This is a genomic window from Pseudomonas saliphila, assembly GCF_008638345.1.
In the GTDB taxonomy this organism is placed as follows: Bacteria; Pseudomonadota; Gammaproteobacteria; order Pseudomonadales; family Pseudomonadaceae; genus Halopseudomonas; species Halopseudomonas saliphila.
The window spans coordinates 132,705-157,252 of sequence record NZ_VTVA01000003.1; the positions used below are offsets into that span (position 1 = coordinate 132,705).

Here is a 24,548-nt window from a genome sequence, read left to right on the forward strand (position 1 = left end):
GGAGTAGGACATCTTGATCACGGTCAAGACTTTGTGCGACATGCTGACGCAGCGTTATCAGAGCAGCGCGACGCTGATCAATATTGAACTCGACCTCAACGGATGTGTCTGTTCCGGTACTTTCAACCTCCAAGCCTAGTCAACAAAACCAATAACGGGACGGTAGATGCTTACTTTTATCGCCGCAGTGTCCTTTTTTGTTCTCGCCAGCGAAACCTATCTCAAGAACCATCGATTCGCCTTGATACCCCACGCGCGGCTGGGCGAGTGGCGATCTGTATGTTGCGTGCTAGGGGGGTTCCTCGCTCCTGCTGCCGCAGTGGGCATGATCATATGGGGGTTCTATCGATGCAGGTGGTGGCTACCAGTTGCCGCCATGCTCTTCGGCTCACTGGTGCTGTGCGTGATTTTTCGCAAGAGAATGATCGCCTCACCCGTCTGTACCATGCTCTGCGCCTCGGCGTTCGGATCCGCCTGCGCTGGCTATGTCCTGACGCTGTCGCGTGACCTCGCTTCCTGATCCCTTGCGGGTCAGACGAATGCTTTTAAAAAAGACACGCAAAGCAACTTGAGCGCGGAAACCGGGTCTCACGTACAACGCCAAATCCATACCGGTGCGCCACTTGGCGAGTACCCGGGATTACGTGAGCTGCTACAAGAGGAAGATACCTATGAGGTCATCGACGACCATCCAATTGCAGATCGGCAATGCTATTCCGCCAGGTAACGAGAAGGAGACCGGCGAGATCATTGAGCTCTGGCACCACGCCAATACCTTCTTCAATGATCGGCCTTTTACTGCCCAGGGCCAACTCAACGGCGCTGCGGACTCCTACCATATCAGCCTGGACGCCGGAGACCTGATCGCTGCGATGGAGAGCGCCAGAAACCAATCCGGCTCGTTCTCGAAGCACCAGCTGGCGCATGTGGAGGATCCGGGCAAAGCCACCACTGCGGGCTTCTCAATTGTCGTTTCTTCAGATAGTCATACCACTACTGAGGAAGAGAGCTACCAGGTGGCGACCATTTTCATCCAGCAGCTGGTAATGGCGATCAACCTGCTCAGACCCGGGGCGTTGCAGATTCTGGATAGCCGATTTACTGGCGAAGGCGCCCACAAGTATGAGGCGCAGAACTATGATTCCAGACTCTACTACGGCGCCCTGAAAGCCTCGCAGGATAATCAATGGCCGCCACTCAAAACGCTTTCCCTCGAAGAGGTGTGGTCCTGGCTGGAAGACACTGAAAGCAGCCGGACCGACACTGCACTGAAGAGCATCAACAAGGTATTGTTCACTCTGCTGAAAGTGGCCCAGCAGCGCCATGAATACAGCGCCAGAACAGCGCTGCTGGTGATGTATCAACTGGAAATAATGCTCGAATGCCGGCAGATCAACTCGCTGTCGGACCTACGCAACCGTATTGCGCTGATTTTTGAAAACTTTCCGGGTTCTGCTAACTGGCTCTCGGAGTTGCATGAGGCTCGCAACGGTCTCGTCATGGCCAGCGTGCCGGTGCACCGCCCGCCCCTGATCTGCCACACCACGGGAAATGCCCTTCGCAAACAGTCAGGGCAGCATTGCGCCGCTGTCGAATCGGGTACGGCTCTTGTGCTGGCTCTGCTCCATGACCTGATTGCCGAGAAAGCACAACGCTACCGGTTTTCAGAAACCATGGTCCGAGACTGAGTTGAATTGAATTGAATTGAATTGAAAAGCCTATTGGTGGATCCAGCTGTTCCAGACATGTGGAGCAATGAGATATGGGTACCGTAGCGACAGTGACAATGAATCCATCCATCGACCTTTTCGCGGAGACCAGGAAGCTCGTGGCCAATGGCAAGAGTCGCTGTCACAACCTGGTCCATGAACCCGGTGGCGGCGGCATCAATGTCGCCCGCAACCTGCACCGCTTTGGCGTCGACGTGGTGGCGATTCTCACCACGGGCGGCCTGCAAGGGGAGAGGCTCAAGCGGATCCTGGAGCGTGAGACGTTCGACATTCATTGCGTCGACATTGCAGATGAGACCCGCGAATGCATTGCCCTCACAGAAAAGGCCAGTGACAAGCTCTTTCATCTGGTTTTCCCGGGTCCTGAACTCAAGGAGTCCGAATGGCGGCAGTGCCTCGAAACCTTCGAAGCACTGCAACCGACGCCAGACTATCTGGTGCTCAGCGGCAGTCTACCAGGCGGAGTGCCGACGGATTTTTACGGGAACCTGGCGCACTCGGCCGCCGACCGGGGCGCCAGAGTGATACTGGACACCTCTGGCAAGGCGCTTTCTCCCTCATGGGGGAAAGGGGTCTATCTCACCAAACTCAACTTCGAAGAATTTGCCGATCTGGGATATTCAGGTCCCGAAGACCGCTCTAGCATACTGGCGGCTATGGAACAAATGGTTAAACAGGGCTTTACCGACAATCTGATTGTTACTTTGGATGCTGACGGCGCCCTGCTCGTCTCCGACACCGGCGAGAAGCTGCATGCGCGCCCTCCCGAGACGCGAGTGGTCAGTCACGTGGGTGCCGGAGACAGCTTCGTTTCGGTTCTGGTCCATCAGCTTGAGCATGGCAAGACGGTGGCCGAGGCATTCCGTTACGGCGTGGCAGCAGCAGCCGTCAAGGTCAGCACCCCGGGAAATCAGCTCATGGACCTCGAAAAAGTCGAATCCATCGCCGCCGAGGTGACGATTCGCGAGCATGAATAGTCAGGGCTTTCCAGCACGTTTATTGCTTAAGCGTGACCACATTGACCGGATTGCCCGCCACGAACCGGCGAATGTTTTCCACCGTGGCATCAAAAATACGCTGCACGGCTTCCCTCGTGTTGAACGCACTGTGGGGGGTGACTACTACGTTTTTCATCCGCACCAACACTTCGTTCGCCAGCAGCGAGGAAAGATCCTCGGTCTCTTCGTAGACCGACCGGAGTAACTCCGCCTCTTCGCGCACCACCGGCTCATAGGGCAGGACATCCAGTCCGGCAGCCGCCACTTTCTGCTCCGCCAGTGCTCTCGCCAGGGCTTTTATATCAACCACGTCGCCCCGGGCCGTATTGATAAGGACCACCCCATGTTTCATTTTCGCAAACGCCTCCCCATCAATAAGATGGTGGGTCTGCGGATTGGAAGGCACATGAAGGGTTATGACATCGGCATCGCGCAACAGGTGGTCCATATCCACATAGTTAAAGCTGAGCTCATGTGCAGCCCCTTCATCCGGCTCGATATCACATGCCAGCACCGGCATGCCAAACCCCTGGGCAATGCGGATGGTTGCCATGCCGATATTGCCGGTGCCCACCACACCCAGCGTTTTTCCTCGCAGGTCGAAGCCCTGCAGGCCACGCGGTGAGAAGCCGCCCCTACGGGTCCGCTCCACCGCTTCCTCCAGCCGGTGGCTAATCATTAGCAGCAGGCCGAACACGTGCTCTGCTACGGTGTTTCCGCCGTAGTCGGGACAATTACATACCGTGATCCCCCGCCGTTCACATTCCTCAATATCGACATGGTCGAAGCCCGTGGATCTGCAGCTGATCAATTTGAGGCCTGGCATGCTATCCAGCACCTGCCGGTCCACTTTCGAATAGATGAAAATGGAAATGGCTTCGGCGGACGCGTATTCCCCTGCGTTACCGGCCCGCAGCGGGTCTTCGCTGTAGCGCACGACGTGCTCTGGCTGCAACGTATCGAAGGCATCCCGTTCCCACTTTTCCATGTCAAAAAACACAATGTTCACCGGGGCTTGTCCTCGCGCCAGATTTCCAGGATATCAAGCACACTGTCTGGATTGAGGGAAATGGAATCGATACCGCTATCCACCAGAAACTGGGCGAAATCCGGGTAATCGCTGGGCGCCTGACCGCAGATACCTACCTTGCATCCGCTCTGGTGAGCCTTGTCGATCACTTGCACAATCGCCCTCTTGACCGCCTCGTCCCGTTCATCGAACAGCTCGCTGAGCACCTCTGAATCCCGGTCCACTCCCAGCACCAACTGGGTCAGGTCATTGCTGCCAATGGAGAAACCATCGAACCGCTCGGCAAACTGCTCCGCGAGGAACACATTGGAGGGTATCTCGCACATCATATACAGCTGCAGGCCGTTCTCGCCGCGACGGAGCCCGTGCTCGGCCATCACCTCGATGACCCGGTCCGCCTCCCGCGGGCTGCGAACGAAGGGAAGCATGACCACGATATTATCCAGGCCGATCTCTTCACGGGCCTTCTTCACCGCGCGGCACTCCAGGGCGAAACCGTCCTTGTAGCGGTCGCTGTAATATCGGGAAGCGCCGCGGAATCCCAGCATGGGATTTTCCTCCCGGGGCTCGAACTGTTTGCCGCCGATGAGCTTGGCATACTCGTTGGTCTTGAAGTCGCTCATGCGGACGATCACCGCATCCGGATACTGGGAAGCGGCAATCATGGCGATCCCCCGGCTGAGGTGTTCGACGAAGTACTCGGTTTTATCCTCGTAACCGGCAGTGAGTTCCTCAATGCGCTTTTGCGCCTTCTTGTCTTGCACCTGATCAAACCGCGCCAGGGCCAAGGGGTGGATCTTGATCACGTTACTGATAATGAACTCCATGCGGGCCAGGCCGACACCCTGAACCGGCAGGCGCCACCAGCGGAAAGCGGCATCCGGCGCAGCCAGGTTAATCATCAGTTGCACCGGCGCCTCGGGAAGATTCTCGATATCGATATCCCGCTCCTCGAAGTCGAGGATTCCCGCGTAGATCCGACCTTCGCTGCCTTCCGCGCATGACACCGTGACTTCCTGGCCGTCCTTCAGCACCGCTGTCCCGGAGCCTGTACCCACGATGGCGGGAACGCCGAGTTCTCGGCTGACAATCGCGGCGTGGCTGGTTCGACCTCCGTGATCGGTGATGATGGCTGTGGCCCGTTTCATGATCGGCCCCCAGTCCGGGTCTGTCCGCTCGGTGACCAGCACGTCGCCATCCTCGAAGCGATCTATTTCCTGGGGGCTTTTGAGAATCCTCACCCGACCGGCCGCTATGGACTCGCCAATGGCCACGCCGCGGGCCAGCACCTCGCCGGTTTCTTCCAGCCGGTAGCTCTTGAACGCGCCGGATTGCTTCTGCGAGTGAACGGTTTCGGGGCGGGCCTGGACACAATAGAGCTCGCCGGAGTCACTGTCCTTGGCCCACTCCATATCCATCGGCGTGCCGTAATGCTTTTCGATGGTCACGGCCCAACGGGCAAGGGTAAGGACATCATCGTCATCGAGCACCATGGCTTCACGCTCAGCCCTTGTGGTGTCCACCGTTTTGGTGGGCTTCGGTCCCCGGGCCGCGTAGATCATCTTTTCCTTCTTACTGCCGCATTTCCTGGCCAGGATCGGCACCAGGTGCGTGTTCTCAAGCCCCGGTTTGAACACCCGGTACTCATCCGGGTCCACGGTGCCCTGCACCACCGTTTCGCCAAGCCCCCAGGTGGCATTGATGACCACCACATCGGGAAAACCGGTATCCGTGTCCAAGGAGAACATCACGCCAGCGCAGGCCTTGTCCGAGCTCACCATTTTCTGTACGCCCACGGACAGCGCGACGTCCAGGTGATCGAAGCCACGATGCTCCCGGTAGTTGAGGGCACGGTCAGTAAATAATGAGGCATAGCATTTCCGGCAGGCGTCGATCAGGTCGTCGCCGCCGCGGATATTGAGGTAGGTTTCCTGCTGGCCGGCAAAACTCGCCTCGGGTAGATCCTCCGCCGTAGCGCTGCTGCGTACCGCCACGGGTAGATCCTTCCTGGCATTGCGCGCGGCGAGTTCCTCATAGGCGTTGCGAATGGCCTGCTCAATATCGTCCGGAAAGCTGCCTTGCAGGAATGCCTCGCGGATTTCCTTGCCTACCTGTTTGAGCGATTTTTCTTCACGAACAAGCGCTTCGGTCAGCGTGCGGATCCTGTCCTTCAGCTCATTGTGTTCGAGATAGGCGCGGTAGGCATCCGCCGTGGTGGCGAACCCTCCGGGCACCCGCACACCGCCCTCTCGTAAATTGGCGATCATCTCGCCCAGCGAGGCATTTTTACCTCCGACGCTGGAGACATCGTTGTTGCCCAGGTCCTCAAACCAGCGAATATGCGTTGTTTTCGACATAGTCAGGCCAGACATAGTCAGGCCATCCTTTGCATCAGATGCGCGCAGCACCGGGGCGAGGTGGCGATGCGAAATGCTTGCCGGCCTATGTGGCCAAACCCGTGGCTGCCAATCTTCATAAAAAGGGTCTCCGTTGCTGTCCAGGTGACGTTTGCTGGCCTTCTTGAAAGCGTAGTTCAAGAATGTCCGGCCTAAAGACCATCCGTAACTTTTCCGGATCAGCTGATGGCGGGGGCTGCTACGTCACCGGCCACCAGCGGTTTTTATTTCGCCGCACGTTGACTAGAGTTTCAAGGTCGGCTCAGCCATTCAGCCACCCGCCCCTTTCGGTTCTATCGAGCGGTGGTATCAGAATTCCCACGCGGTTGCGGACGACGAGGCGCGGCAATAGCCGCGGACCGGTCTATCGATCATCCAGCTGGAGCTCACCCATGAAGCGCGACGACGGACTAGCTCTCTTTTGCCTGAACAGCGGCCATCACTTCGCTTCGCAGGTGGCGACCCATCTTGGCGTCCCCCTGAGCGCGCACGAGGAGCGGGATTTCGAAGACGGGGAGCACAAGACTCGCCCGCTGGAAACAGTGCGCAACCGCGATGTGTTTGTGGTTCAGTCGCTCCACAGTAGCGATGGCTTAAGCAGCAACGACAAGCTGGTGCGCCTGCTGTTTCTACTGGCCGGCCTGCGGGACAATGGCGCGGCGCGGATCACCGCCGTTGTGCCTTACCTGTGCTACTCGCGCAAGGACCGACGAACCAAGTCCCGCGACCCCGTCAACAGCCGCTACATCGCCCAGCTCTTCGAGGCCGTGTCTATCGACGCAATGGTGACGGTGGATGTGCACAACCGCGCCGCCTTCGAGAACGCCTTTCGTTGCCCGACATTGCATTTGAGCGCGAGGGACGCGTTCATCGACTACCTCCTCCCCGATCTTCAGGACAAGCCAGTCACGGTAGCGTCCCCGGATGTGGGTGGTGTCAAGCGCGCAGAACTGTTCCGCGAAGCCTTGGAGAGTCGGCTGGAACGCCCGGTCGGCAGCGCCTTTATGGAGAAGCATCGCAGCCGCGGCGAATTAAGCGGCTCAGCCGTTGTGGGGGACATAGGCAACCGTACTGTGCTGATCCTGGATGACCTGATTGCCGGAGGAGGCACCATGCAACGGGCCGCGCAGGCGTTCAAGACACAGGGTGCCGAGGCGGTCATCGCCCTCGCCACCCACGGGGTTTTCTCTCAGGAGGCGAATGACAAACTGGCTTCGCCGGTACTGTCTCGGGTGATCCTTGGCAATACCATCGCCCCGACACTGGCGGCAGCAGCGATGAAGAAGATCGAGCTGGTCAATATCACTGCCGGTATCGCCGACACTATTGCCGCACTGCACACCGGACGAGACGTGTCGGATCTGGAGTCCTGAGCTCAGGCTTGGTCGGCCCTGACCCTTCAGCCAGCAAAACGTTCGCCATGGGTCAGGGCTATGCTCAGGTAATCCAAGGCCTTTTGCCGCCAGGGACCGCGGCTCTCCTGGTAATCGTCGTCCAGGTGCCAGATGGCAAGCCTGGCCCGTTCTGAGGCTCGGTAGGCTTTGTAGAATGCTATCAGGGACGCTGGCGGCTCATCTCCGGTAATGGTCCGATAGACCTCGAACAGGATAGTGCCCACGCGCTGCTCCCCGAGCTTTTCGCATTCCATCGCCAAAAAGGACAACTCATCCGCCGGATCCCGTATCCGCAGATCACGGCTGAACTCGAGACAATCGATCACTACGGGTGGCTCTGTCAGGCAAACGTGTTCTGGACGCAAATCACCATGGGCCTCCACCAGCCGGCCGGCCGCCGCGCGACGCCCGACAAGTACTGCATTGTCTTCCAGGAAACTCCTTTGCTGATCACAGGCTGTTTTGACCCGATCCCCGGGAAGGGAATAGTCGATCAACTGCCGGTAGTTTTCGCTGATGCCGCCCCGCAAGCGCTGCAGATACTGCTCCTCCGTGAGCGGTATGGGTGTCGCAGCGAGATAAAAACGGGCAAGCAAATCGGCAACAACCGTGACGCGTCGGTAATCGAGGGCCGCGAGCTTGATCTGGGTGTCGAGCATCGCCTCCGCGGGCAGACGCCGCATGACCACCAGCCAGTCGACGGGTACGCCCTTCCCGCCCAGCACCAGCCCGCCGCCTGCGACGACGCTCAGCGGCTCCACACCAATATAGGTATCGCCACCCAGTCGGCGGTTAAGACGCAGCTCCTCGACACAGTTTTTATAGCGGCCATCCACGCTGGTGAAATCGAACAGCGGTTGCGCCACCGGCTTTTTGAGCTTGTACACCTGTGGGCCGACGAGAAAGACCCAGGACATGTGTGTTTCGAGTACCTCCACCCTATCGGCCTCAACCGGATAGGAAGCAGCCGCTGACAGGAAGGCTACTTTTTCCTGGATGTCGGGTAAGCGCGGCGTCTCGATCATCATGACCCGCGGCCCAGCCGGTCAGGCCACCGTCACAGACGCGGAACGGTAGACATCCTGAATTGCGTGCAGTAGCTCTACCCCTTCATTCATCGGCTTCTGGAAGGCCTTGCGCCCTGTGATCAGTCCCATGCCGCCCGCGCGTTTATTGATCACGGCGGTCCGTACGGCCTGATGCAGGTCATCACTGCCCGCCGACGCGCCGCCCGAGTTGATCAGCCCGATGCGGCCCATATAGCAGTTCGCCACTTGATAACGGACAAGCTCAATCGGGTGATCGATGGCCAGCTCCGAGTACACGCGGTCATGGGTCTTGCCGAAATCAAGCGCGGTAAAGCCCCCGTTCAGCGTCGCCTGTTTTTGCTTGACGATATCGGCGCCGATGGTCACGGCCAGATGATTGGCCTGCCCGGTCAAGTCCGCTGCCGTGTGGTAATCCGCTCCATCCTGCTTGAATGCCGGATTGCGCAGATAGGCCCAGAGCACGGTGACCAGGCCCAGCTCGTGGGCGCGAGCAAACGCATGCGAGACCTCTTCGATCTGCCGGCGAGACTCAGGTGAGCCAAAATAGATCGTTGCGCCAACCGCCACGGCGCCGAGCTCAAACCCCTGCTCGACCGTGGTGAACAGCGTCTGGTCATATTCATTCGGATAGGTCAGCAGCTCGTTGTGATTAAGCTTTACCAGAAACGGAATCCTGTGCGCATAACGGCGGCTGACCGATGCCAGCACACCGTAGGTCGAGGCAATGGCATTGCAGCCACCCTCAATTGCCAATTCCACGAGGTTCGCCGGATCGAAATACAGCGGGTTCGGTGCGAACGATGCGCCAGCAGAATGTTCCACGCCTTGATCGACCGGCAGAATCGACACGTAGCCGGTCCCCCCCAGGCGGCCATGTTCCAGGATCGTCTGCAGGTTGCGCAGCACCGCATTGGAGCGATCACTGTCGGCCAGCACCCGCGAGACGTAATCAGGCCCAGGCAAATACAAATGCTTGCGATCGATACCGCGGCACTCATAACCCAGCAGTGAATCGGCTTCGTCGCCGAGGATGCGTTCGATGTCGCTCATCAGTCACCTCGATTGCAGTTCGCGTGCGCGGCTTTCTGGACGTATCGGAGATCTGCAAAGGATAGACGCCGACAGGGGCTCTTTCCAACATAGGTCCAATCAGTGTAAACGGTGCAATCGTCCTTTAGCGCGGGTCCCTTCAATTGTCATTCCGTGGCATCCCCGACTCGAGCAGATTGATCATGTCAAAAAAACTCATGCACAAAGCTGCGCGAACCCATACAACCCTTACGTGTCCATTATCAAGACCCGGCATTATTCACCAGGGCCAAGCTGCAGCTCTGGAGGAAGCTTAGTCAATGGATCTCAGCCCTCGTCGAGCGCAGCCCAAGGTCCTATTCGTCATTGCCAGCGGCCATTGATCGAGGATCTATCCTTTGGAGTCAACAGACAAAAGGACACGTAACGGCGCCGACAACGCCAATTGGCACGCCGTCGACATCGAGGCCGCTCTGGGAGAGTTCGACGTCCGGACGGAAAAGGGGTTGACCGACGACGAGGCGCAGCAGCGATTGAAGCGCTACGGACCGAACCAGCTGCGGGCAACAGAGAGCCGGCCCTGGTGGCGGATTCTTCTGAGCCAGTTTCACAGTATCGTCATCTACTTGCTGAGCGGCGCCGCCATTCTGGCGTTTGCTACGGGCCGCCTGCCGGAGGGTTTCGCGGTCCTGGCGGTGCTGCTGGTCAATACCGCCATTGGTTTTGTCAGCGAATGGAAGGCTGTGCGTTCCATGGCCGCTCTGCGCCGGTTGGGCGAACATATGACCCGAGTCCGGCGCGAAGGCAGTGAGCGCGATATTGCCGCACCGGAAATCGTGCCCGGCGACATCGTACTGCTGGAGGCCGGCGACCTCGTCCCTGCCGACTTGCGGCTGATTGAGGCGAATCACCTCAGGGTCAATGAGGCGCCGCTTACCGGAGAGTCCGTGCCGGTGAGCAAATTAACCGATGCCCTGGCGGCGGATACGCACATTGCCGATCGCAAGAACATGCTCTACAAGGGCACCAGCCTCTCCAGCGGCACAGCCGTGGGCGTTGCCGCTGGCACCGGATCGGAGACCGAACTGGGTCGAGTGTCCGCACTCGCGGAATCGGCCGAGGGAACAGTCCCGCCGCTGCAGCAGCGGTTGGATCAGCTGGGGCGTCGTCTCGCTATATTGACCATCTTCATTGCCATTGCGGTCGCACTGCTGGGCTTTCTGGTACGAGAGCAGCAGGCCGCGCTGGTAATCGAGACCGCGCTCGCCCTGGGGGTGGCCGCCATTCCTGAGGGCCTGCCCATCGTCGCGACCATTGCTCTGGCCCGCGGCATGTATCTGATGGCAGTACGCAACGCGCTGGTCAACCGGCTCACCGCAGTGGAAACCCTGGGAGCCACCCGGGTAATTTTTTCGGACAAGACCGGCACTCTGACGGAAAACCGGATGCGGCTGCAAAAAATCGTCACCCCCACCGGCGATCTGGTGTTGGAGGAAACCGGGCCTGACGACAAGCTGGCGGAAACGGACGCCGTGCGCCGCATCATGGAGGTGGGCGTGCTCTGCAATGGCGCCTCCCTCGGTCAGGAGCAGGGAGAAGATAATCCACGCGGCGATCCCACCGAAATAGCGCTTCTGAAAGGCGGAAAAGACCTGGGGCTGAACCGAAAGGCGTTGCTGGAAGAGCGGCCCGAGGCCCGCGTGGAAAAATTCGAGCCCCGGGTGAAAAAGATGGCCAGCTTCCATCGGGCAAATGGCGAATTCTACGTCGCGGTGAAAGGCGCACCCGAGGCCGTGCTGGAAGTGTGCAGCGATATTGTTGCGGCGGATGGCGGCACCGAGCCGCTAGATGACGAGATGCGCCGCCAATGGCTTGAACGCGCCAACCAACTGGCGGCCGAGGGTTTGCGCCTTTTGGCCATGGCCGAGAAACGGGTGACAACCAAGGATGCTGAGCCCTATAACGAGCTGTGTTTCCTCGGCCTTGTGGGTTTGCTCGATCCACCCCGCAAAACAGTCAGGGAGGCAATTGACGCCTGTCAGGCGGCCGGCATCCGCGTGGCGATGGTGACGGGCGATCAACTGGAGACCGCCACGGCGATTGCCCGGGCGGTGGGGATCGCCGGCGGCGAGGATGATCCTGAGACAGTCGGGATGCTGGGACGCGACATCGGTTCACCCGACGATCCGAACAGGCCAGAGAACATCTACCGCGCCAACATCTTCGCCAGGGTGAGCCCTGAGCAGAAACTCGATCTGGTGAGTATTTATCAGGCCCGGGGAGAGATCGTGGCCATGACCGGCGACGGCATCAATGACGCACCCGCCCTGAAAAAAGCCGATATCGGCATCGCCATGGGCAAACGGGGCACGGAGGCGGCCAAGCAGGTCGCCGACATGGTATTGAAGGACGACGCCTTTGAAACCATTGTTGCGGCGGTGCGGCAAGGGCGCGTCATCTTCGACAACATACGAAAGTCCGTCATATTCATGCTCACCACCAACGTGGCCGAGGTGTTGGCGGTGGCGCTGGCCACTGGCGCGGGATGGCCCCTGCCCCTGCTTCCCCTGCAGATCCTCTACCTCAATGTGCTCACCGACGTCTTTCCGGCTCTCGCCCTGGGGGTGGGCCCGGCCAGCGGCAGTGAAATGCAAGACAAGCCTCGCAGCCCCCAGGAATCGGTGCTGACCCGGGCCCACTGGACAGAAATCTGCGGATTTTCCGCCATCTTGGCGGCCTGTGTGCTGGGCGCTCTGCTGCTCGGACAGCACTGGCTGGGACTGACGGACCTGGAGGCAGTGACGGTTTCGTTTCTCACTCTGGCTTTCGGGAAACTCTGGTTCACCTTCGTTCTGCGCAACCCAAGGTCCGGTATCGTGCGCAACGAAATCACCCGCAATCTATGGGTCTGGGCCGCCCTGTTACTCTGCATTGCCCTGCTTGCCGCAGCGGTATACCTCCCGCTACTGTCCAATCTGTTACAGACGCAACCGCTTGGCTGGGGGCCCTGGGCACTGATTTTGGGGATGAGCGCGATTCCTTTCCTCGTGGGACAGGCGCTCCGCGAAATACAGCGCAGGTCTTTGAGGCAGGCGCCATAGAGACGAAGCGTATGGGTACGGCAATGCCTGATGCGCGCCCTGACCTATCGACGGAGCCATTCTATGCCTCCGTCTACTGCAGGGGCGTTAGCCAGAACGAATTGTTCATTCAGGGAAAGGTGGCTGCGCGGGTGATTCCTTTTCCGGAATATCGGTCATGGTTGCCTCGGTCAGCAACAGGATGCTGGCGATTGAAACGGCATTTTCGAGGGCAATACGCACCACTTTGGTCGGATCAATAATGCCCGCATCATACATGTCTACATAGCTGTTAACGGAGGCATCGAAACCGACATTTCCAGGCTCTGACAGCATGCGCGCAACCACCACGCCAGCATCCACGGCGGAGTTTTCCGCGATGATTCTTGCTGGCGCTTCCAGCGCCCGGCGAAGAATCTGCAAGCCGGTCCTGGCATCGCCCTCATGACGAGCCTCTTCGGCTGCGATAATCGGCACTGCCTTGAGCAGCGCAAACCCACCCCCCGGAACAATACCTTCTGCAATCGCCGCCCGGGTGGCCGAGATGGCATCATCCAGCGCATCCTTGCGTGCCTTCATCTCGGCTTCAGAAGGTGCCCCGACCCGGATTACTGCAACACCCCCAGACATCTTGGCCAGTCGCTCCTGAAGTTTTTCACGGTCGTAGTCGCTGGTGGTGCTGTCTATTTGCGCACGAATCTGCTGCAGACGGGCCTCGATGGCCTCGCGCGTGCCTGCACCACCAATCAATGCCGTACTGTCCTTCTGCACCACTACTCGATGCGCCCGCCCCAACTGGCTCAGCTCTACCTGTTCGAGCGTGACACCCAAGTCATTGGAAACCACCGTTGCACCGGTCAGAACCGCCATGTCCTGCAGCATCTCCTTGCGTCGATCGCCAAAGCCTGGCGCCTTGATCGCCACTGCCCGCAGCACACCCCGTATCTGATTGACGACCAGGGTCGTCAACGCCTCACCTTCGATATCGTCTGCTATCAACACCAGGGGCTGTCCACTCTTGGCAATGAGTTCGAGCAAGGGTAGCAAGTCCCTGAGCACACTGATCTTATGGTCGCAGAGCAGCAGATAGGCATCATCAAGTTCTACCTGCATCTTCTCGGCGTCGGTGACGAAATAAGGCGAAACATAGCCTCGGTCAAACCGCATGCCTTCCATGACCTCTAACACGGTTTCAGTGGTCTTGGACTCCTCAACGCTAACAACGCCTTCAACACCGACCTTTTCCAGGGCGTCCGCCACGAGTTGACCGATGACAGCATCGTTGTGCGCCGACAGCGTGGCGACCTGCGCCTTTTCCTTGGGTGTGCTGACGGGGCGAGACTGGGCGACGAGTGATTCCACGACCAACGACAGCCCACGATCCAGGCCGCGCTTGAGGTCGATCGCACTGGCCCCGGCAACCACATTGCGTATGCCATCAGCCAGGATGGTATGGGCCAACACCGTTGACGTACTGGTCCCATCTCCAACCGCTTCGCCGGTGCGTTCCGCGGCCTGGCGCAGCATCTGGGCGCCGAGGTTTTCCTCGGGATCCTCCAGGTCAACGCGTTTGGCGATGGTCACGCCATCATTGCAGACCGTCGGAGTGCCCCACTTATTCTGAATCAGTACCGATTTTGATTTGGGCCCCAGGGTCACGCGCACGGCGTCCGCCAGCTGAGTGGCGCCACTCAGAATTTTCTCGCGAGCAGTCGCACGAAACACGATTTTACTGTGAGCCATCTGAGTGATCTCCTGGCCGTTGCTGTAGCGCCTGCGTTTTACAGCTTCCACGCAATGGACAGCGACACCAGGAGTTATATCCATCACGTTACAATGACGCCGGTATCGACTGGGCGACGCGAGTTTCAAGGCAGCTGATGACGTTCACTTTTTTATCTGAAGCCTCGCGTCGTGCTTCAGAAAACAAGCGACAACGTCCAGACACGCAAAAGCCCGCACGAGGCGGGCTTGTTCGGTGGTTTCAGAGCTAGGCTGGGACTACTTGAAGACTACTTGAAACATGCAATTTGGTCGGAGAGACTGGATTCGAACCAGCGACCTTCTCGTCCCGAACGAGACGCGCTACCAGGCTGCGCTACACTCCGATGATGGCCGGCATTTTACCCCATCGCATTGTTTTGACAAGGCCCCTCCCGGACTTTTGTGCCTATAGAAAGGCCGTGTCCTCAACCCTGTCCAGCTCCAGTTCATGCGGCCCTGTGTTATAACATCGGGTCGCCTCATCAGCCAAAGGACCTCAGCCATGGCCCACAGCGCCAGCGAATTTGCTCCTCTCAATATTGCCATCCTCACCGTCAGCGATACGCGCTCCACCGAAACCGATACATCAGGTCAATTGCTGGTCGACAGCGCTACGGCGGCCGGTCACCGGATCGCAGATCGCCAATTGCATCCGGATGATATCTACCGTATCCGCGCTGTGGTGTCCGACTGGATTGCGCGCGATGACGTTCAGGTGATTCTGGTCACTGGCGGCACCGGTTTTACCGGCCGTGACAGCACGCCGGAGGCTATTGCGCCGCTGCTGGACAAGACGGTCGACGGATTTGGTGAACTGTTCCGACATCTATCGTGGGAGGAGATCGGCGCCTCGACGGTCCAGTCCCGGGCGCTAGCGGGCCTGGCCAACCGAACCCTGGTGGTCTGCATGCCCGGGTCGACTGGCGCGTGCCGCACGGCGTGGGAACGTATCCTCAAAGACCAACTGGACAGCCGCACCCGTCCCTGCAACTTCGTTCAGCACCTGGGTGCAGGGCCAGCCTGCGAGAGCCGCGCATGAGCTTGCTACCCGTTAGCGAGGCGCTGGAGAAACTGCTGAGTGTGGCTGCCTCTGAAGTGACAACCGGCTCCGAGACAGTGCCACTGCAGCAGGCACTCGGTCGTATCCTGGCAAGCCCTGTGCAGGCCGCCCATGACGTCCCACCCTGGGATAACAGTGCGATGGATGGCTATGCCTTCAACGCCGAGGATGCGACGCTGGCTGAGTCTCAGGGTCTGGCCATCAGTCAACGCATCACCGCCGGTATGGCGCCACAACCGCTTGAACCAGGCACCTGCGCACGCATATTCACCGGTGCACCAATGCCGCCGGGGGCAGACACCGTAGAGATGCAGGAGAACGTCGAGGAGGTTGACGGGCTGGCGCGCTTTACGCAGCCCGTGCGGCCAGGCAGTAACGTCCGACCGCAAGGCCAGGACATTTCCACCGGCATCACGCTTTTCTTCCCAGGCCAGGTATTACGGCCGCAGGATTTGGGGGTGATTGCTTCAGTTGGCATTGCCACCCTTGAGGTGCGTCGCCCGTTGCAGGTCGCGGTGCTGTCCACCGGAGATGAGCTGGTCGAGCCTGGCCAACCGCTTGAAAGTGGCCAGATATACAACAGCAACCGCTTTACCCTGATCGCTGCGCTTCAGCGGCTCGGACAGCAGGTCATCGACGCCGGCATACTGCCCGACGACCCCGAACAGACCCGGGTCCGTCTGCACGAACTGTCGCAGCAGGCTGACGTCATCCTGACCTCCGGCGGTGTGTCCGTGGGCGAAGCGGACTGTCTCGGACAAGTGCTGCGAGACTCCGGCCGTGTCGAGCTCTGGAAGCTCGCGATCAAGCCAGGCAAACCCTTTACCCTGGGCCGCTTCGGCGATACGCCGGTGCTGGGTTTGCCTGGCAACCCGGCGGCATCACTGGTGACCTTCCTGTTACTGGTCAAGCCGTATTTGCTGCGCCGACTCGGTTGCACTGCAACCGCACCGCTCGCAGTGGAGTTATCCGCCGGCTTCGATTGGCACAAGCCCGGGGGACGTGACGAGTATCTGCGCGCGCGACTGGAAAACGGATGCGTCGTCCCGGCAGGCAACCAGAGCTCCGGCGTGCTGAGCAGTGCCAGTCAGGCCAGTGGCCTGGTACTGATCCCGGCGGGACTCACTGTCAACAAGGGGCAACTGCTGTCGTTTCTTCCCTTTGAAGGATTGTTGAGCTGACACAGACATAAAAAAACCCGCATGGACTGTCGTCCACGCGGGCTGGGAATCACGGTGTCTCAGGCTGTCTTGGCGGCAGCCGTTTTAACCATCGTCGCAAGCTCGCCAGACTCGTGCAGCTCGATGATGATGTCGCTCCCACCCACCAGCTCCCCATCAATCCACAGCTGCGGAAAGGTCGGCCAATTGGCATATTTTGGCAGCTCGCTGCGGATATCCGGATTCTGCAGGATATCAACGTAGGCGAATTTTTCGCCATAGCTCATCAGTGCCTGAACCGCGCGGGCTGAAAAACCACACTGGGGAGCATTGGGCGCACCCTTCATATAGATCAGAACAGGGTTCTTGGTGATCTGTTCTTTGATGCTTTCGATAGTATCCATGACAACTCCTCATAACGTGCGCAGGCATGGAGGGGGCCCGCAAACAAAGACGGATAGTGTACAGCAAAACCTGGGGACGATACCGCCTCCCCTCACCCGCGGCCGTGTCGTAGCCTGATTAATCTGTAAGCGTATTCGTCCGTAGCGCTTCCCTATGCGTTGCTCAACCCCCGGTGACTAAAGCTTCGACCGCTCTGGGCACTTTCGCGAGCCGATCATCCAGTACGGGAACGAGGCATTTGCCATTGGACGGATTTTACCGATAAGATCGCTGCTTCTCTTTTTTCGGGTATGGCTCTACTGGGCTTAACAGCTACGGTAAGGCCCACTGTTTCCGGTCGATAGCTGACCGAGGTTACCGGGTAGCACAACATGACAGCACGGCACTTCCTTTCATTGATGGATTGTTCACAGGCAGAACTGATCAACCTGATCAAGCGCGGCATTGAGCTGAAGGCGCTTCATCGTCAGGGCGTGATCTACGAGCCGCTGAAGAACCGCGTGCTGGGCATGATCTTCGAGAAAGCCTCGACCCGTACCCGGGTTTCGTTTGAAGCCGGGATGATTCAGCTCGGTGGTCAGGCGATCTTCCTATCGCCGCGCGATACGCAACTGGGTCGCGGTGAGCCGATTGAAGACAGCGCCCGGGTACTCTCGAGCATGGTTGATGCGGTGATGATCCGCACCTTTGCCCACGGCGATATCGAAACCTTCGCGAGCAACTCGAGCGTGCCGGTCATCAATGGCCTGACCGATGATCTGCACCCATGCCAGCTGCTGGCCGACATGCAGACCTATCAGGAACATCGCGGCTCCATTCAGGGCAAGACTGTTGCCTGGATCGGTGATGGCAACAACATGTGCAACACCTTCATTCAGGCAGCGATCCAGTTTGACTTCCAGCTACGTGTAGCCTGCCCTGTAGGTTATGAGCCGGATCAGCGCTTCCTTGATCAGGCCGGTGACCGCGTGACGGTCACCCGCGATCCCAACGAAGCGGCAACCGGTGCGCACTTGATCAACACCGATGTCTGGGCCTCGATGGGTCAGGAAGATGAGACCGAGGCGCGGATGAAGCGTTTCGCGCCTTATCAGGTCACCCCCGCCATGCTCGACCTTGCCGACGAGTCGGTATTGTTCATGCATTGCCTGCCCGCGCACCGCGGTGAGGAAGTGACGGCTGAATTGATGGATGATCCGCGCAGCGTAGTCTGGGATCAGGCGGAAAACCGGCTGCATGCGCAGAAAGCGTTGGTTGAATTTCTGCTGGTCGAGTAGGACCGACTGCCATGACCGATTCGCCCGGCATCATCCTGGAACTGAACCAGTTGGCCTGCGGTTATCCAGGTCACAAGGTCGTCGATAATCTGGAGATCCATTTGCGCGCCGGAGACATAGGCTGCCTGCTGGGGCCTTCCGGGTGCGGTAAAACCACCACCCTGCGCGCTATTGCCGGGTTCGAGCCGATTACCGGCGGTGAAATCAAGCTGGATGGTCAGGTCATTTCCTCTCCTGCCCACCGTGTTCCGCCGGAGCATCGGCGGATCGGCATGGTATTTCAGGACTATGCGCTGTTCCCTCATCTGACAGTGCGCCAGAACGTTGCCTTTGGCATAGAAAAACACCCTGAACGGGATCGCATTGTCGACGAACTCCTCGAGCTGGTGAAGCTGTCCCAGCTGGGGCGTCGTTATCCGCATGAGCTGTCCGGCGGCCAACAGCAACGGGTCGCACTGGCGCGCGCATTGGCGCCTGATCCTAAGCTGCTGCTGCTCGACGAGCCATTCTCCAACCTGGACGGCGAGCTGCGCCGACGCTTATCCGGTGAAGTGCGGGATATTCTCAAGCTACGCGGCACCAGCGCTCTGCTGGTTACCCATGATCAGAACGAAGCCTTTGCGGTGTCGGATCATGTTGGCGTGCTGAAGGAAGGTTCGCTGCAACAATGGGATACACCCTACAACCTCTACCACGAACCGATAACCCCCTTCGTTGCGAGCTTTATCGGTCAGGGATATTTCATTCGGGGCCAACTGTTGACGCCGGATACGGTCCAGACCGAGCTGGGGGTAATCAAAGGCAACCGAGCCTACCAGTTACCCGCAGGCAGTGCCGTAGATGTGCTGTTGCGCCCGGATGACATTGTTGGGGAAGACAATACCGGGCTTTACGGCACCATTATTGGCAAGACATTCCTCGGGGCGACAACCTTGTATCGTCTGCGGCTACCTACCGGCAGTACGCTGGAGGCAATATTTCCCAGCCATGACGACCATTTCATGGGTGAAAAGGTCGGCATTCGGGTCGCTGCTGATCATCTGGTGATCTTTGCCGCGCAGGGCAGCGTTAACGTGAGTGCCCAATTGCCCCTCGAGCAGGTGCTGGATGTAGGCACTTCAGATTCAGCCTGAAGCGCCCGTCACCTCAGATATCGTCGCCGTACAGGATTTTCTTGATAACACCGTGCACGCCTATCGAGTGGCGATAATCGGTGTTCTGCATCATACCTAGGGTGATGATGCCATTAGCGGGATCAATCCATGCCCAGGGACCCTGGACACCCCACCACCAGATAGTGCCCTCCGGCAGAACCGCTTTCTCCGCATCGGCAACCACTGCCACATTCAGACCAAACTGGTTGCCAGGGTAGATCGGACTGATGGCGTCCACGCCCTCGGGCAGCTGATTGCTGCGCATGGCCTGTACCGTTTCCGGCTTGAGCAGGCGTACGCCATCCAGCTCACCCTCGTTGAGCAGCATCCGGGCGAACCGCAGATAGTCGTCCATGGTGGATATCAATCCGCCACCGCCATTTAGCATCTTCGGCTTGGTGAAGTGCTGAGTGTTCGGCAGCGGCGTCAGCCCGCCCTCCTCCTCGGGCTGGTAGGACACTGCCAGACGCTCGGCTTTATCCTCTGGAACATAGAAATCGGTGTCGTTCATGCCCAACGGGGTGAAAATGCGCTCCTTGAGAAACGCATCGAACGTCATGCCCGACAGCACTTCTACCAGACGCGCCTGAACATCCACCGACACGCTGTAATGCCACTCGGTCCCGGGCTGCTGACGCAGCGGGATATTCGCCAGCTTGGCGACAGTCTCCTCCAGCGTGGATTCGCGGTCGAAGATATTGGCCTGCTTGTACAGGTCGTCGACCTGAGATTCGGAGAAGTATCCGTAGGTAAAGCCCGCCGTATGCGTCATCAGCTCGCGAATGGTGACCGGATGATCGGCTGGTTCGGTGATCGGCTGGCCATTCGGACCTTCTTCCTTCGCGACCTCAAGACCCTTGAGTTCGGGTAGATACTTTTCCACCGGATCGTCCAGCTGGAACTTGCCTTCTTCATACAACATCAGCATGGCGGTGCCGGTAACAGGCTTGGTCAGCGAGAAAATCTTATAGAGCGTGTCTTCGGACAGCGGCACTTTGTTTTCCAGATCCTGATAGCCGTGCTGCTTACGATGAATAATCTTGCCATCCTGATATACCAGCGTGGCAATACCTGCCAGCTTGCCCTTGTCGACTTGGGCCTGGGCGGCCTGGCTGAGCATATCGAGGCGCTCGGCGCTCACCTTATGGGAGGCCGCAGGATCGGCTAACAATGGCTGACTTAATAAAGTACTGCCGAGAAGGCAGCAGGCAAGGCGAAGGCGTCTGAAGGCCGACTGCTGGGTCCGAAGCATGGTCAAATATCCTTGGTATTGTTTGAAGATTGATACATTAACGCGATTTGTACCGCTTCGCTATCCAGCCCGACACGCCAGTTCTATTTTGCGATAGGCTCCGCCTCAGAGTTCAGTGTCATGGCAATACAGTGCGCAAATCTGGATAATGCGCCCACCCAATAGCCCTAGCGGAATTGACCTTATATGCAGATCTCCAAGAATGCCGTTGTAGAATTCCACTACAGCCTGTCCGACGCCAACGGCGAAATCGAAACCTCCCGCAATCACGAGCCCGTGCTGTATTTGCACGGACAACCTGGCCTGATCGATGGCCTGGTGGAAGCGCTTGAAGGACACAAGGCAGAAGATCGCTTTACTGTGGAGCTGACCGCAGAGCAGGCCTACGGACCGAAGCGGGACAACGCTACCCAGAAGGTTCAGGTCAAACACCTTCAGGGCGCTAAAAAGTGGAAGCCCGGCATGGTGGCCGTAATACAGACCGAAGATGGCCCGCGCCAGGTCACAGTGGTCAAGGTTGGTCATTCCCAGGCAGAAGTCGACTCCAACCACCCGCTGGCGGGCAGGGATCTGACCTTCGATGTCGAGATCCTATCAGTGCGTGAAGCCACGCCGGACGAGCTGACTCATGGACATGCACACGGGGTTGGCGGGCATCAGCACTAAGCATTGAAGGCAGTCACAGCTGACCAACGACTGAGAGCCGGGGCACATCGCCCGCCGGCTGTCAGGCTTGCGCAAGACGCCGTGAACCCGTCCCTGGGGGCTTGACGAAAACATCCCTGTTTTCGACACTTGCGCCACCCTGTCAGCCGGCGGACTTGATCGGGGACCGGTGTGACGTAGAGAAGACGGTCCTGAAGTGTTCCATCCGGCGACTCGGCGTTTTTGCGAAGCGAGGCGCCAGGGCTGAGCCGACCGTGGGATGACAGGGATGTCATCGGCGAGCTTACAGGGACGTACTTGCAGCGTGCCGGCGCAGCCTTGGCGGCTCGCGACAGCGAGCATCAGATCTCAATCCCACGAACGCGCCAGAAGGCTGGGCCGGGCCTTTGAGCGGCCCCCATATTAAAATCACACATTATGTCAAGCAGAGTTTGGCAAAAAGGTGTAGGATGGTTCCCCTTCCCTTATACAAGGCAGCTGCTCATGGCCGTAAAAACCACTACCACTACTAAGCGCAAGGCAGCTGCTGCCAGCGCTACCAGCAACTCTATCGATAGCCAGATCGAGACTTTTCTCGCATCAGGCGGCGAGATCCAGGAGATCCCCAACGGCAAAAGCGGTCAGGTATATGGCGCGCCTCGCCCAGGTAAACCTGCCAAATAAATAGCTTCTCCCGCTTCAAAAAGCCTGCCCTGCAGGTCGTACCCCAATCTCGTCCACGTCTACTTCCGGTGGTTGTTCGATAACCAGGCCATTGTCCTGCCAATCGTAACAGCCGGGAGTGGAGTACGACACTGTCCTCTCCCAGGCCCCATCTCGATAGCTTGCCGGAGCTACACTTTCGCAACTTCCTTCTGACTATCCCTCAAAGTTTTCCCACTTGCGCTGCCTGACCATCAAGGGGCTCGAGCGCTGAATCCCCACTTCCTGAGCAGGTTTCATCTCACTGTCTATGCTGGAGGGTGCAGTCTCGCTTGTTAGCAGGCATCCAAATCATTTGAAGGAGAGTTGTCATGTCTTCACCCGCGCGCTTGTTATTCCGCTACGCCCTGCTGATCCCCGCTCTTGGCATCGCGACCGTTAGCTATGCGCAGCCCCCGGAAGTGGACACAGACTCAGGCTACTCTGCAGAAGAGGCCCGTCTGGAGGAATCCCAGCTTGAACCCGATCTGACCGACGAGGAAGCTGGGATACGTAGGCTGTATACGGAATTCAGCGCCTACGTTGAGCCCGCCGAGGAGCTGCCCTCCAGCACGAAGATCGCGAAAGGCGAGGAACTACCGGCGAATACCGGCCGCGATGTGAATCCTCGCTTACTGGCGAAGCTGCCTAACTATTCCGGATACGAGTGGCGTGAAGCCGGCTCTGATCTGGTGTTGGTCAGGTCCGCTGACATGACCATCGTTGGAATGGTGAGTGATGTGGTGGCCGAAGAAGGTGAGACCGAACCGGGGCCCTGAGTCCTCGCCCCCGCCTTCGTCGACGGGGGCGGGCCTCGGTCAGGTTGTGCGCGCAGCCAGCTCAACCCGCGCATTACGCCGTATCACCCATTGATGGATACGCTCCTGACGCTCTGCCGTGAGCGGATAACGCCAGGCGATGGCGAAAGCAGCCATGTAGAGCGATACCGGACCAAGAATATAGAGCACCCGTAAAGCAAGCAGCTGATCTGCAGAATGAGTCGCGGCCTGTGCATCAAAACCCACCAGCGCCAATAACCCTAACGACAAGCCCAACCCGATAGCCATGGCCAATTTTTGCGCCATGCCTGACATCGCAAAAAACAGGCCTGTGCGGTGCTCCTTGCTGCGGGCGGTATCCAGATCAACAATATCCGCCAACATTGAAAGGGGCAGGAACTGGAAAGCAGCAAAGCAGAATCCCTTGAGGGCGAACATGATCGCAAACGGCACCAACTGCCCCGCCTGCAGGAAAAACATTCCCAGAATGCTGGCGCTGGATACCGCGACAGCCACACAGAACGCTCGGTGCTTGCCGATTCGCTTGCCCAGGATCAGCCAGAATGGGATACCGAGGATGCCTATACCGAAGTACAGCAGGTACATCATGCCGATGTGCGCCTGAATCTGGATGACATGCTGCATGAAGAACACGGACAGTGCGTTGCGGAAGGATTCACCGGTTATTACGATCAACAGCATCAGCATCATGCGCTTGAAGGGACCGTTGTTTTTCAGTACGCGCAGGCCTTTCTTCCACTCGGTTCGCTGAACGGATTGCGCTGGCGCTTCCTTGACGAACAGCACTACCAGCAACACCGTAACCGGCAACATCAAAAGCAGCATCCAACCCATGCCGGCCAATATTGGCCCGTAACCCGTGGTCAGCTCGCCATTAGTTCCGACCAGCCAGATCATGGCGTTCATCAGCATGCCATCGGTTTCTCCGGCGGCATAGCGCGCAGCCATTGATTGCACAATCGCTGGCGCCAGTGCAGCGAGAAACAAGCCGATCAGAATGTAGCCTTCGCGCGACGCCGTGACACGGCTGCGCTGATGGTAATGTGAGGACAGCTCGGCTCCCCAGGCGCCATAGGGCAAGGTGACCATGGTCCAGCCGAGATACATCAGGACAGTCCAGAAAAACAGATGACCAATGCCCGCTCCGTCCGGCGGCATGAATATCATCACCGTACCCAGCAACATCAATGGCGTACCCATCAGCAACCAGGGTTTGCGGCGACCCAGGCGGGTCTGCCAGCGGTCACTCAGGGTGCCAATAAGCGGGTCGGTAATGACATCCGACATTCTTGCCAGTACCAGTACCAGAGCCATCAGCCCCATATTCAGGCCGATTTCCTGAGCATAGAACGGCGGAAGATACACGACCAACGGGTAGCCAATGATGGCCAGCGGCATCCCGACGGAGCCGTGAATGAGAATAGTCGAACGTTTTAATATCCCGGATTGGGTCATGCTTGTTCCCCGCTGAGGACCGTTGTTCTAGTTATCGTCTCCAGAGCCACTGCGCATCAACCAGCAATGGCTTACCTGCAGCTTCGAGCTCGATTCTATGTCAGCCGCTATCCTTTACAAGTGGCGATGGATTAGCCCAGCCAGCATTCCGGGGTGGCACTGGTTGCG

Annotated in this window: 20 protein-coding genes and 1 tRNA gene; 12 read left to right on the forward strand and 9 right to left on the reverse strand. The window is 58.6% G+C overall.

Features of this window, described 5'->3' with window-relative positions:
- Positions 1-166 precede the first annotated feature (166 nt).
- The 3 genes from FHK95_RS04535 (at position 167) to FHK95_RS04545 (ending at position 2,707) form a co-directional block, all read left to right on the forward strand.
- Entirely contained in the window at positions 167-520 is a 354-nt protein-coding gene (locus tag FHK95_RS04535) for a hypothetical protein (RefSeq protein WP_150303424.1), read from the forward strand.
- A gap of 151 nt (positions 521-671) precedes the next feature.
- Positions 672-1,688, forward strand: coding sequence for a hypothetical protein (locus tag FHK95_RS04540; protein WP_150303425.1), 1,017 nt, complete (start codon positions 672-674; stop codon positions 1,686-1,688).
- Between the two features lie 74 nt (positions 1,689-1,762).
- Positions 1,763-2,707 (forward strand): 1-phosphofructokinase family hexose kinase, encoded by a 945-nt coding sequence (locus tag FHK95_RS04545; protein ID WP_150303426.1) that lies wholly within the window; start codon positions 1,763-1,765, stop codon positions 2,705-2,707.
- 19 nt (positions 2,708-2,726) lie between these two features.
- Here the strand turns inward: FHK95_RS04545 and FHK95_RS04550 are convergent, their stop codons facing one another.
- Both FHK95_RS04550 and ppsA read right to left on the reverse strand, forming a co-directional pair.
- Positions 2,727-3,737, reverse strand: coding sequence for a hydroxyacid dehydrogenase (locus FHK95_RS04550; protein WP_150303427.1), 1,011 nt, complete (start codon positions 3,735-3,737; stop codon positions 2,727-2,729).
- Positions 3,734-6,130 carry a phosphoenolpyruvate synthase gene (gene ppsA, locus FHK95_RS04555; protein ID WP_235906715.1) on the reverse strand — a complete coding sequence of 799 codons (2,397 nt, stop codon included), beginning with the start codon at positions 6,128-6,130 and terminating at the stop codon, positions 3,734-3,736. Before ppsA ends, FHK95_RS04550 begins: the two co-directional genes overlap by 4 nt.
- A 416-nt stretch (positions 6,131-6,546) precedes the next feature.
- On the opposite strand from ppsA, the gene FHK95_RS04560 reads away from it, so the two are divergent.
- A complete protein-coding gene (locus tag FHK95_RS04560; protein WP_150303428.1) occupies positions 6,547-7,527 on the forward strand; it encodes a ribose-phosphate diphosphokinase in 981 nt (326 codons plus the stop codon).
- Between the two features lie 26 nt (positions 7,528-7,553).
- On the opposite strand, the gene FHK95_RS04565 is transcribed toward FHK95_RS04560, so the two are convergent.
- Positions 7,554-8,576 (reverse strand): hypothetical protein, encoded by a 1,023-nt coding sequence (locus tag FHK95_RS04565; protein WP_206668535.1) that lies wholly within the window; start codon positions 8,574-8,576, stop codon positions 7,554-7,556.
- 18 nt (positions 8,577-8,594) lie between these two features.
- On the reverse strand, positions 8,595-9,647 hold the full coding sequence (locus tag FHK95_RS04570) for a class I fructose-bisphosphate aldolase (protein WP_150303429.1): 1,053 nt from the start codon (positions 9,645-9,647) through the stop codon (positions 8,595-8,597).
- Positions 9,648-10,024: 377 nt separating this feature from the next.
- Between FHK95_RS04570 and FHK95_RS04575 the strand changes: the two genes are divergently transcribed.
- Complete coding sequence (locus tag FHK95_RS04575) at positions 10,025-12,727, forward strand: cation-translocating P-type ATPase (RefSeq protein ID WP_150303430.1); 2,703 nt, start codon at positions 10,025-10,027, stop codon at positions 12,725-12,727.
- A gap of 105 nt (positions 12,728-12,832) precedes the next feature.
- Here FHK95_RS04575 and groL read toward each other — a convergent pair whose 3' ends face one another.
- On the reverse strand, positions 12,833-14,449 hold the full coding sequence (gene groL / locus FHK95_RS04580; RefSeq protein WP_150303431.1) for a chaperonin GroEL: 1,617 nt from the start codon (positions 14,447-14,449) through the stop codon (positions 12,833-12,835).
- 288 nt (positions 14,450-14,737) lie between these two features.
- Positions 14,738-14,814 (reverse strand) — tRNA-Pro (locus tag FHK95_RS04585).
- 158 nt (positions 14,815-14,972) lie between these two features.
- Between FHK95_RS04585 and moaB the strand changes: the two genes are divergently transcribed.
- Positions 14,973-15,509 (forward strand): molybdenum cofactor biosynthesis protein B, encoded by a 537-nt coding sequence (gene moaB / locus FHK95_RS04590; RefSeq protein ID WP_150303432.1) that lies wholly within the window; start codon positions 14,973-14,975, stop codon positions 15,507-15,509.
- On the forward strand, positions 15,506-16,711 hold the full coding sequence (locus FHK95_RS04595; RefSeq protein WP_150303433.1) for a molybdopterin molybdotransferase MoeA: 1,206 nt from the start codon (positions 15,506-15,508) through the stop codon (positions 16,709-16,711). The genes moaB and FHK95_RS04595 overlap by 4 nt, the downstream gene beginning before the upstream one ends.
- Positions 16,712-16,770: 59 nt before the next feature.
- Here the strand turns inward: FHK95_RS04595 and grxD are convergent, their stop codons facing one another.
- Positions 16,771-17,094, reverse strand: a complete 324-nt coding sequence (gene grxD / locus FHK95_RS04600) for a Grx4 family monothiol glutaredoxin (protein ID WP_150303434.1) — start codon at positions 17,092-17,094, stop codon at positions 16,771-16,773.
- A gap of 372 nt (positions 17,095-17,466) precedes the next feature.
- On the opposite strand from grxD, the gene argF reads away from it, so the two are divergent.
- Both argF and FHK95_RS04610 read left to right on the forward strand, forming a co-directional pair.
- Positions 17,467-18,372: an ornithine carbamoyltransferase gene (argF, locus tag FHK95_RS04605; RefSeq protein ID WP_150303435.1), complete on the forward strand. Its 906-nt coding sequence runs from the start codon at positions 17,467-17,469 to the stop codon at positions 18,370-18,372.
- Positions 18,373-18,383: 11 nt separating this feature from the next.
- Positions 18,384-19,505: an ABC transporter ATP-binding protein gene (locus tag FHK95_RS04610; protein WP_150303436.1), complete on the forward strand. Its 1,122-nt coding sequence runs from the start codon at positions 18,384-18,386 to the stop codon at positions 19,503-19,505.
- A 13-nt stretch (positions 19,506-19,518) separates the two neighbouring features.
- Here the strand turns inward: FHK95_RS04610 and FHK95_RS04615 are convergent, their stop codons facing one another.
- Positions 19,519-20,778 carry a serine hydrolase domain-containing protein gene (locus FHK95_RS04615; protein ID WP_150303437.1) on the reverse strand — a complete coding sequence of 420 codons (1,260 nt, stop codon included), beginning with the start codon at positions 20,776-20,778 and terminating at the stop codon, positions 19,519-19,521.
- A 186-nt stretch (positions 20,779-20,964) separates the two neighbouring features.
- Here FHK95_RS04615 and FHK95_RS04620 point away from each other — a divergent pair, with 186 nt between their 5' ends.
- The 3 genes from FHK95_RS04620 to FHK95_RS04630 all read left to right on the forward strand — a co-directional run bounded on the left by FHK95_RS04620 (position 20,965) and on the right by FHK95_RS04630 (position 22,904).
- On the forward strand, positions 20,965-21,444 hold the full coding sequence (locus tag FHK95_RS04620; protein WP_150303438.1) for an FKBP-type peptidyl-prolyl cis-trans isomerase: 480 nt from the start codon (positions 20,965-20,967) through the stop codon (positions 21,442-21,444).
- Positions 21,445-21,927: 483 nt separating this feature from the next.
- Positions 21,928-22,107, forward strand: a complete 180-nt coding sequence (locus FHK95_RS04625; protein ID WP_150303439.1) for a hypothetical protein — start codon at positions 21,928-21,930, stop codon at positions 22,105-22,107.
- 350 nt (positions 22,108-22,457) lie between these two features.
- Entirely contained in the window at positions 22,458-22,904 is a 447-nt protein-coding gene (locus FHK95_RS04630) for a hypothetical protein (protein WP_150303440.1), read from the forward strand.
- Positions 22,905-22,943: 39 nt separating this feature from the next.
- On the opposite strand, the gene FHK95_RS04635 is transcribed toward FHK95_RS04630, so the two are convergent.
- Positions 22,944-24,380, reverse strand: coding sequence for an MFS transporter (locus tag FHK95_RS04635; RefSeq protein WP_150303441.1), 1,437 nt, complete (start codon positions 24,378-24,380; stop codon positions 22,944-22,946).
- Positions 24,381-24,548: the final 168 nt, after the last annotated feature.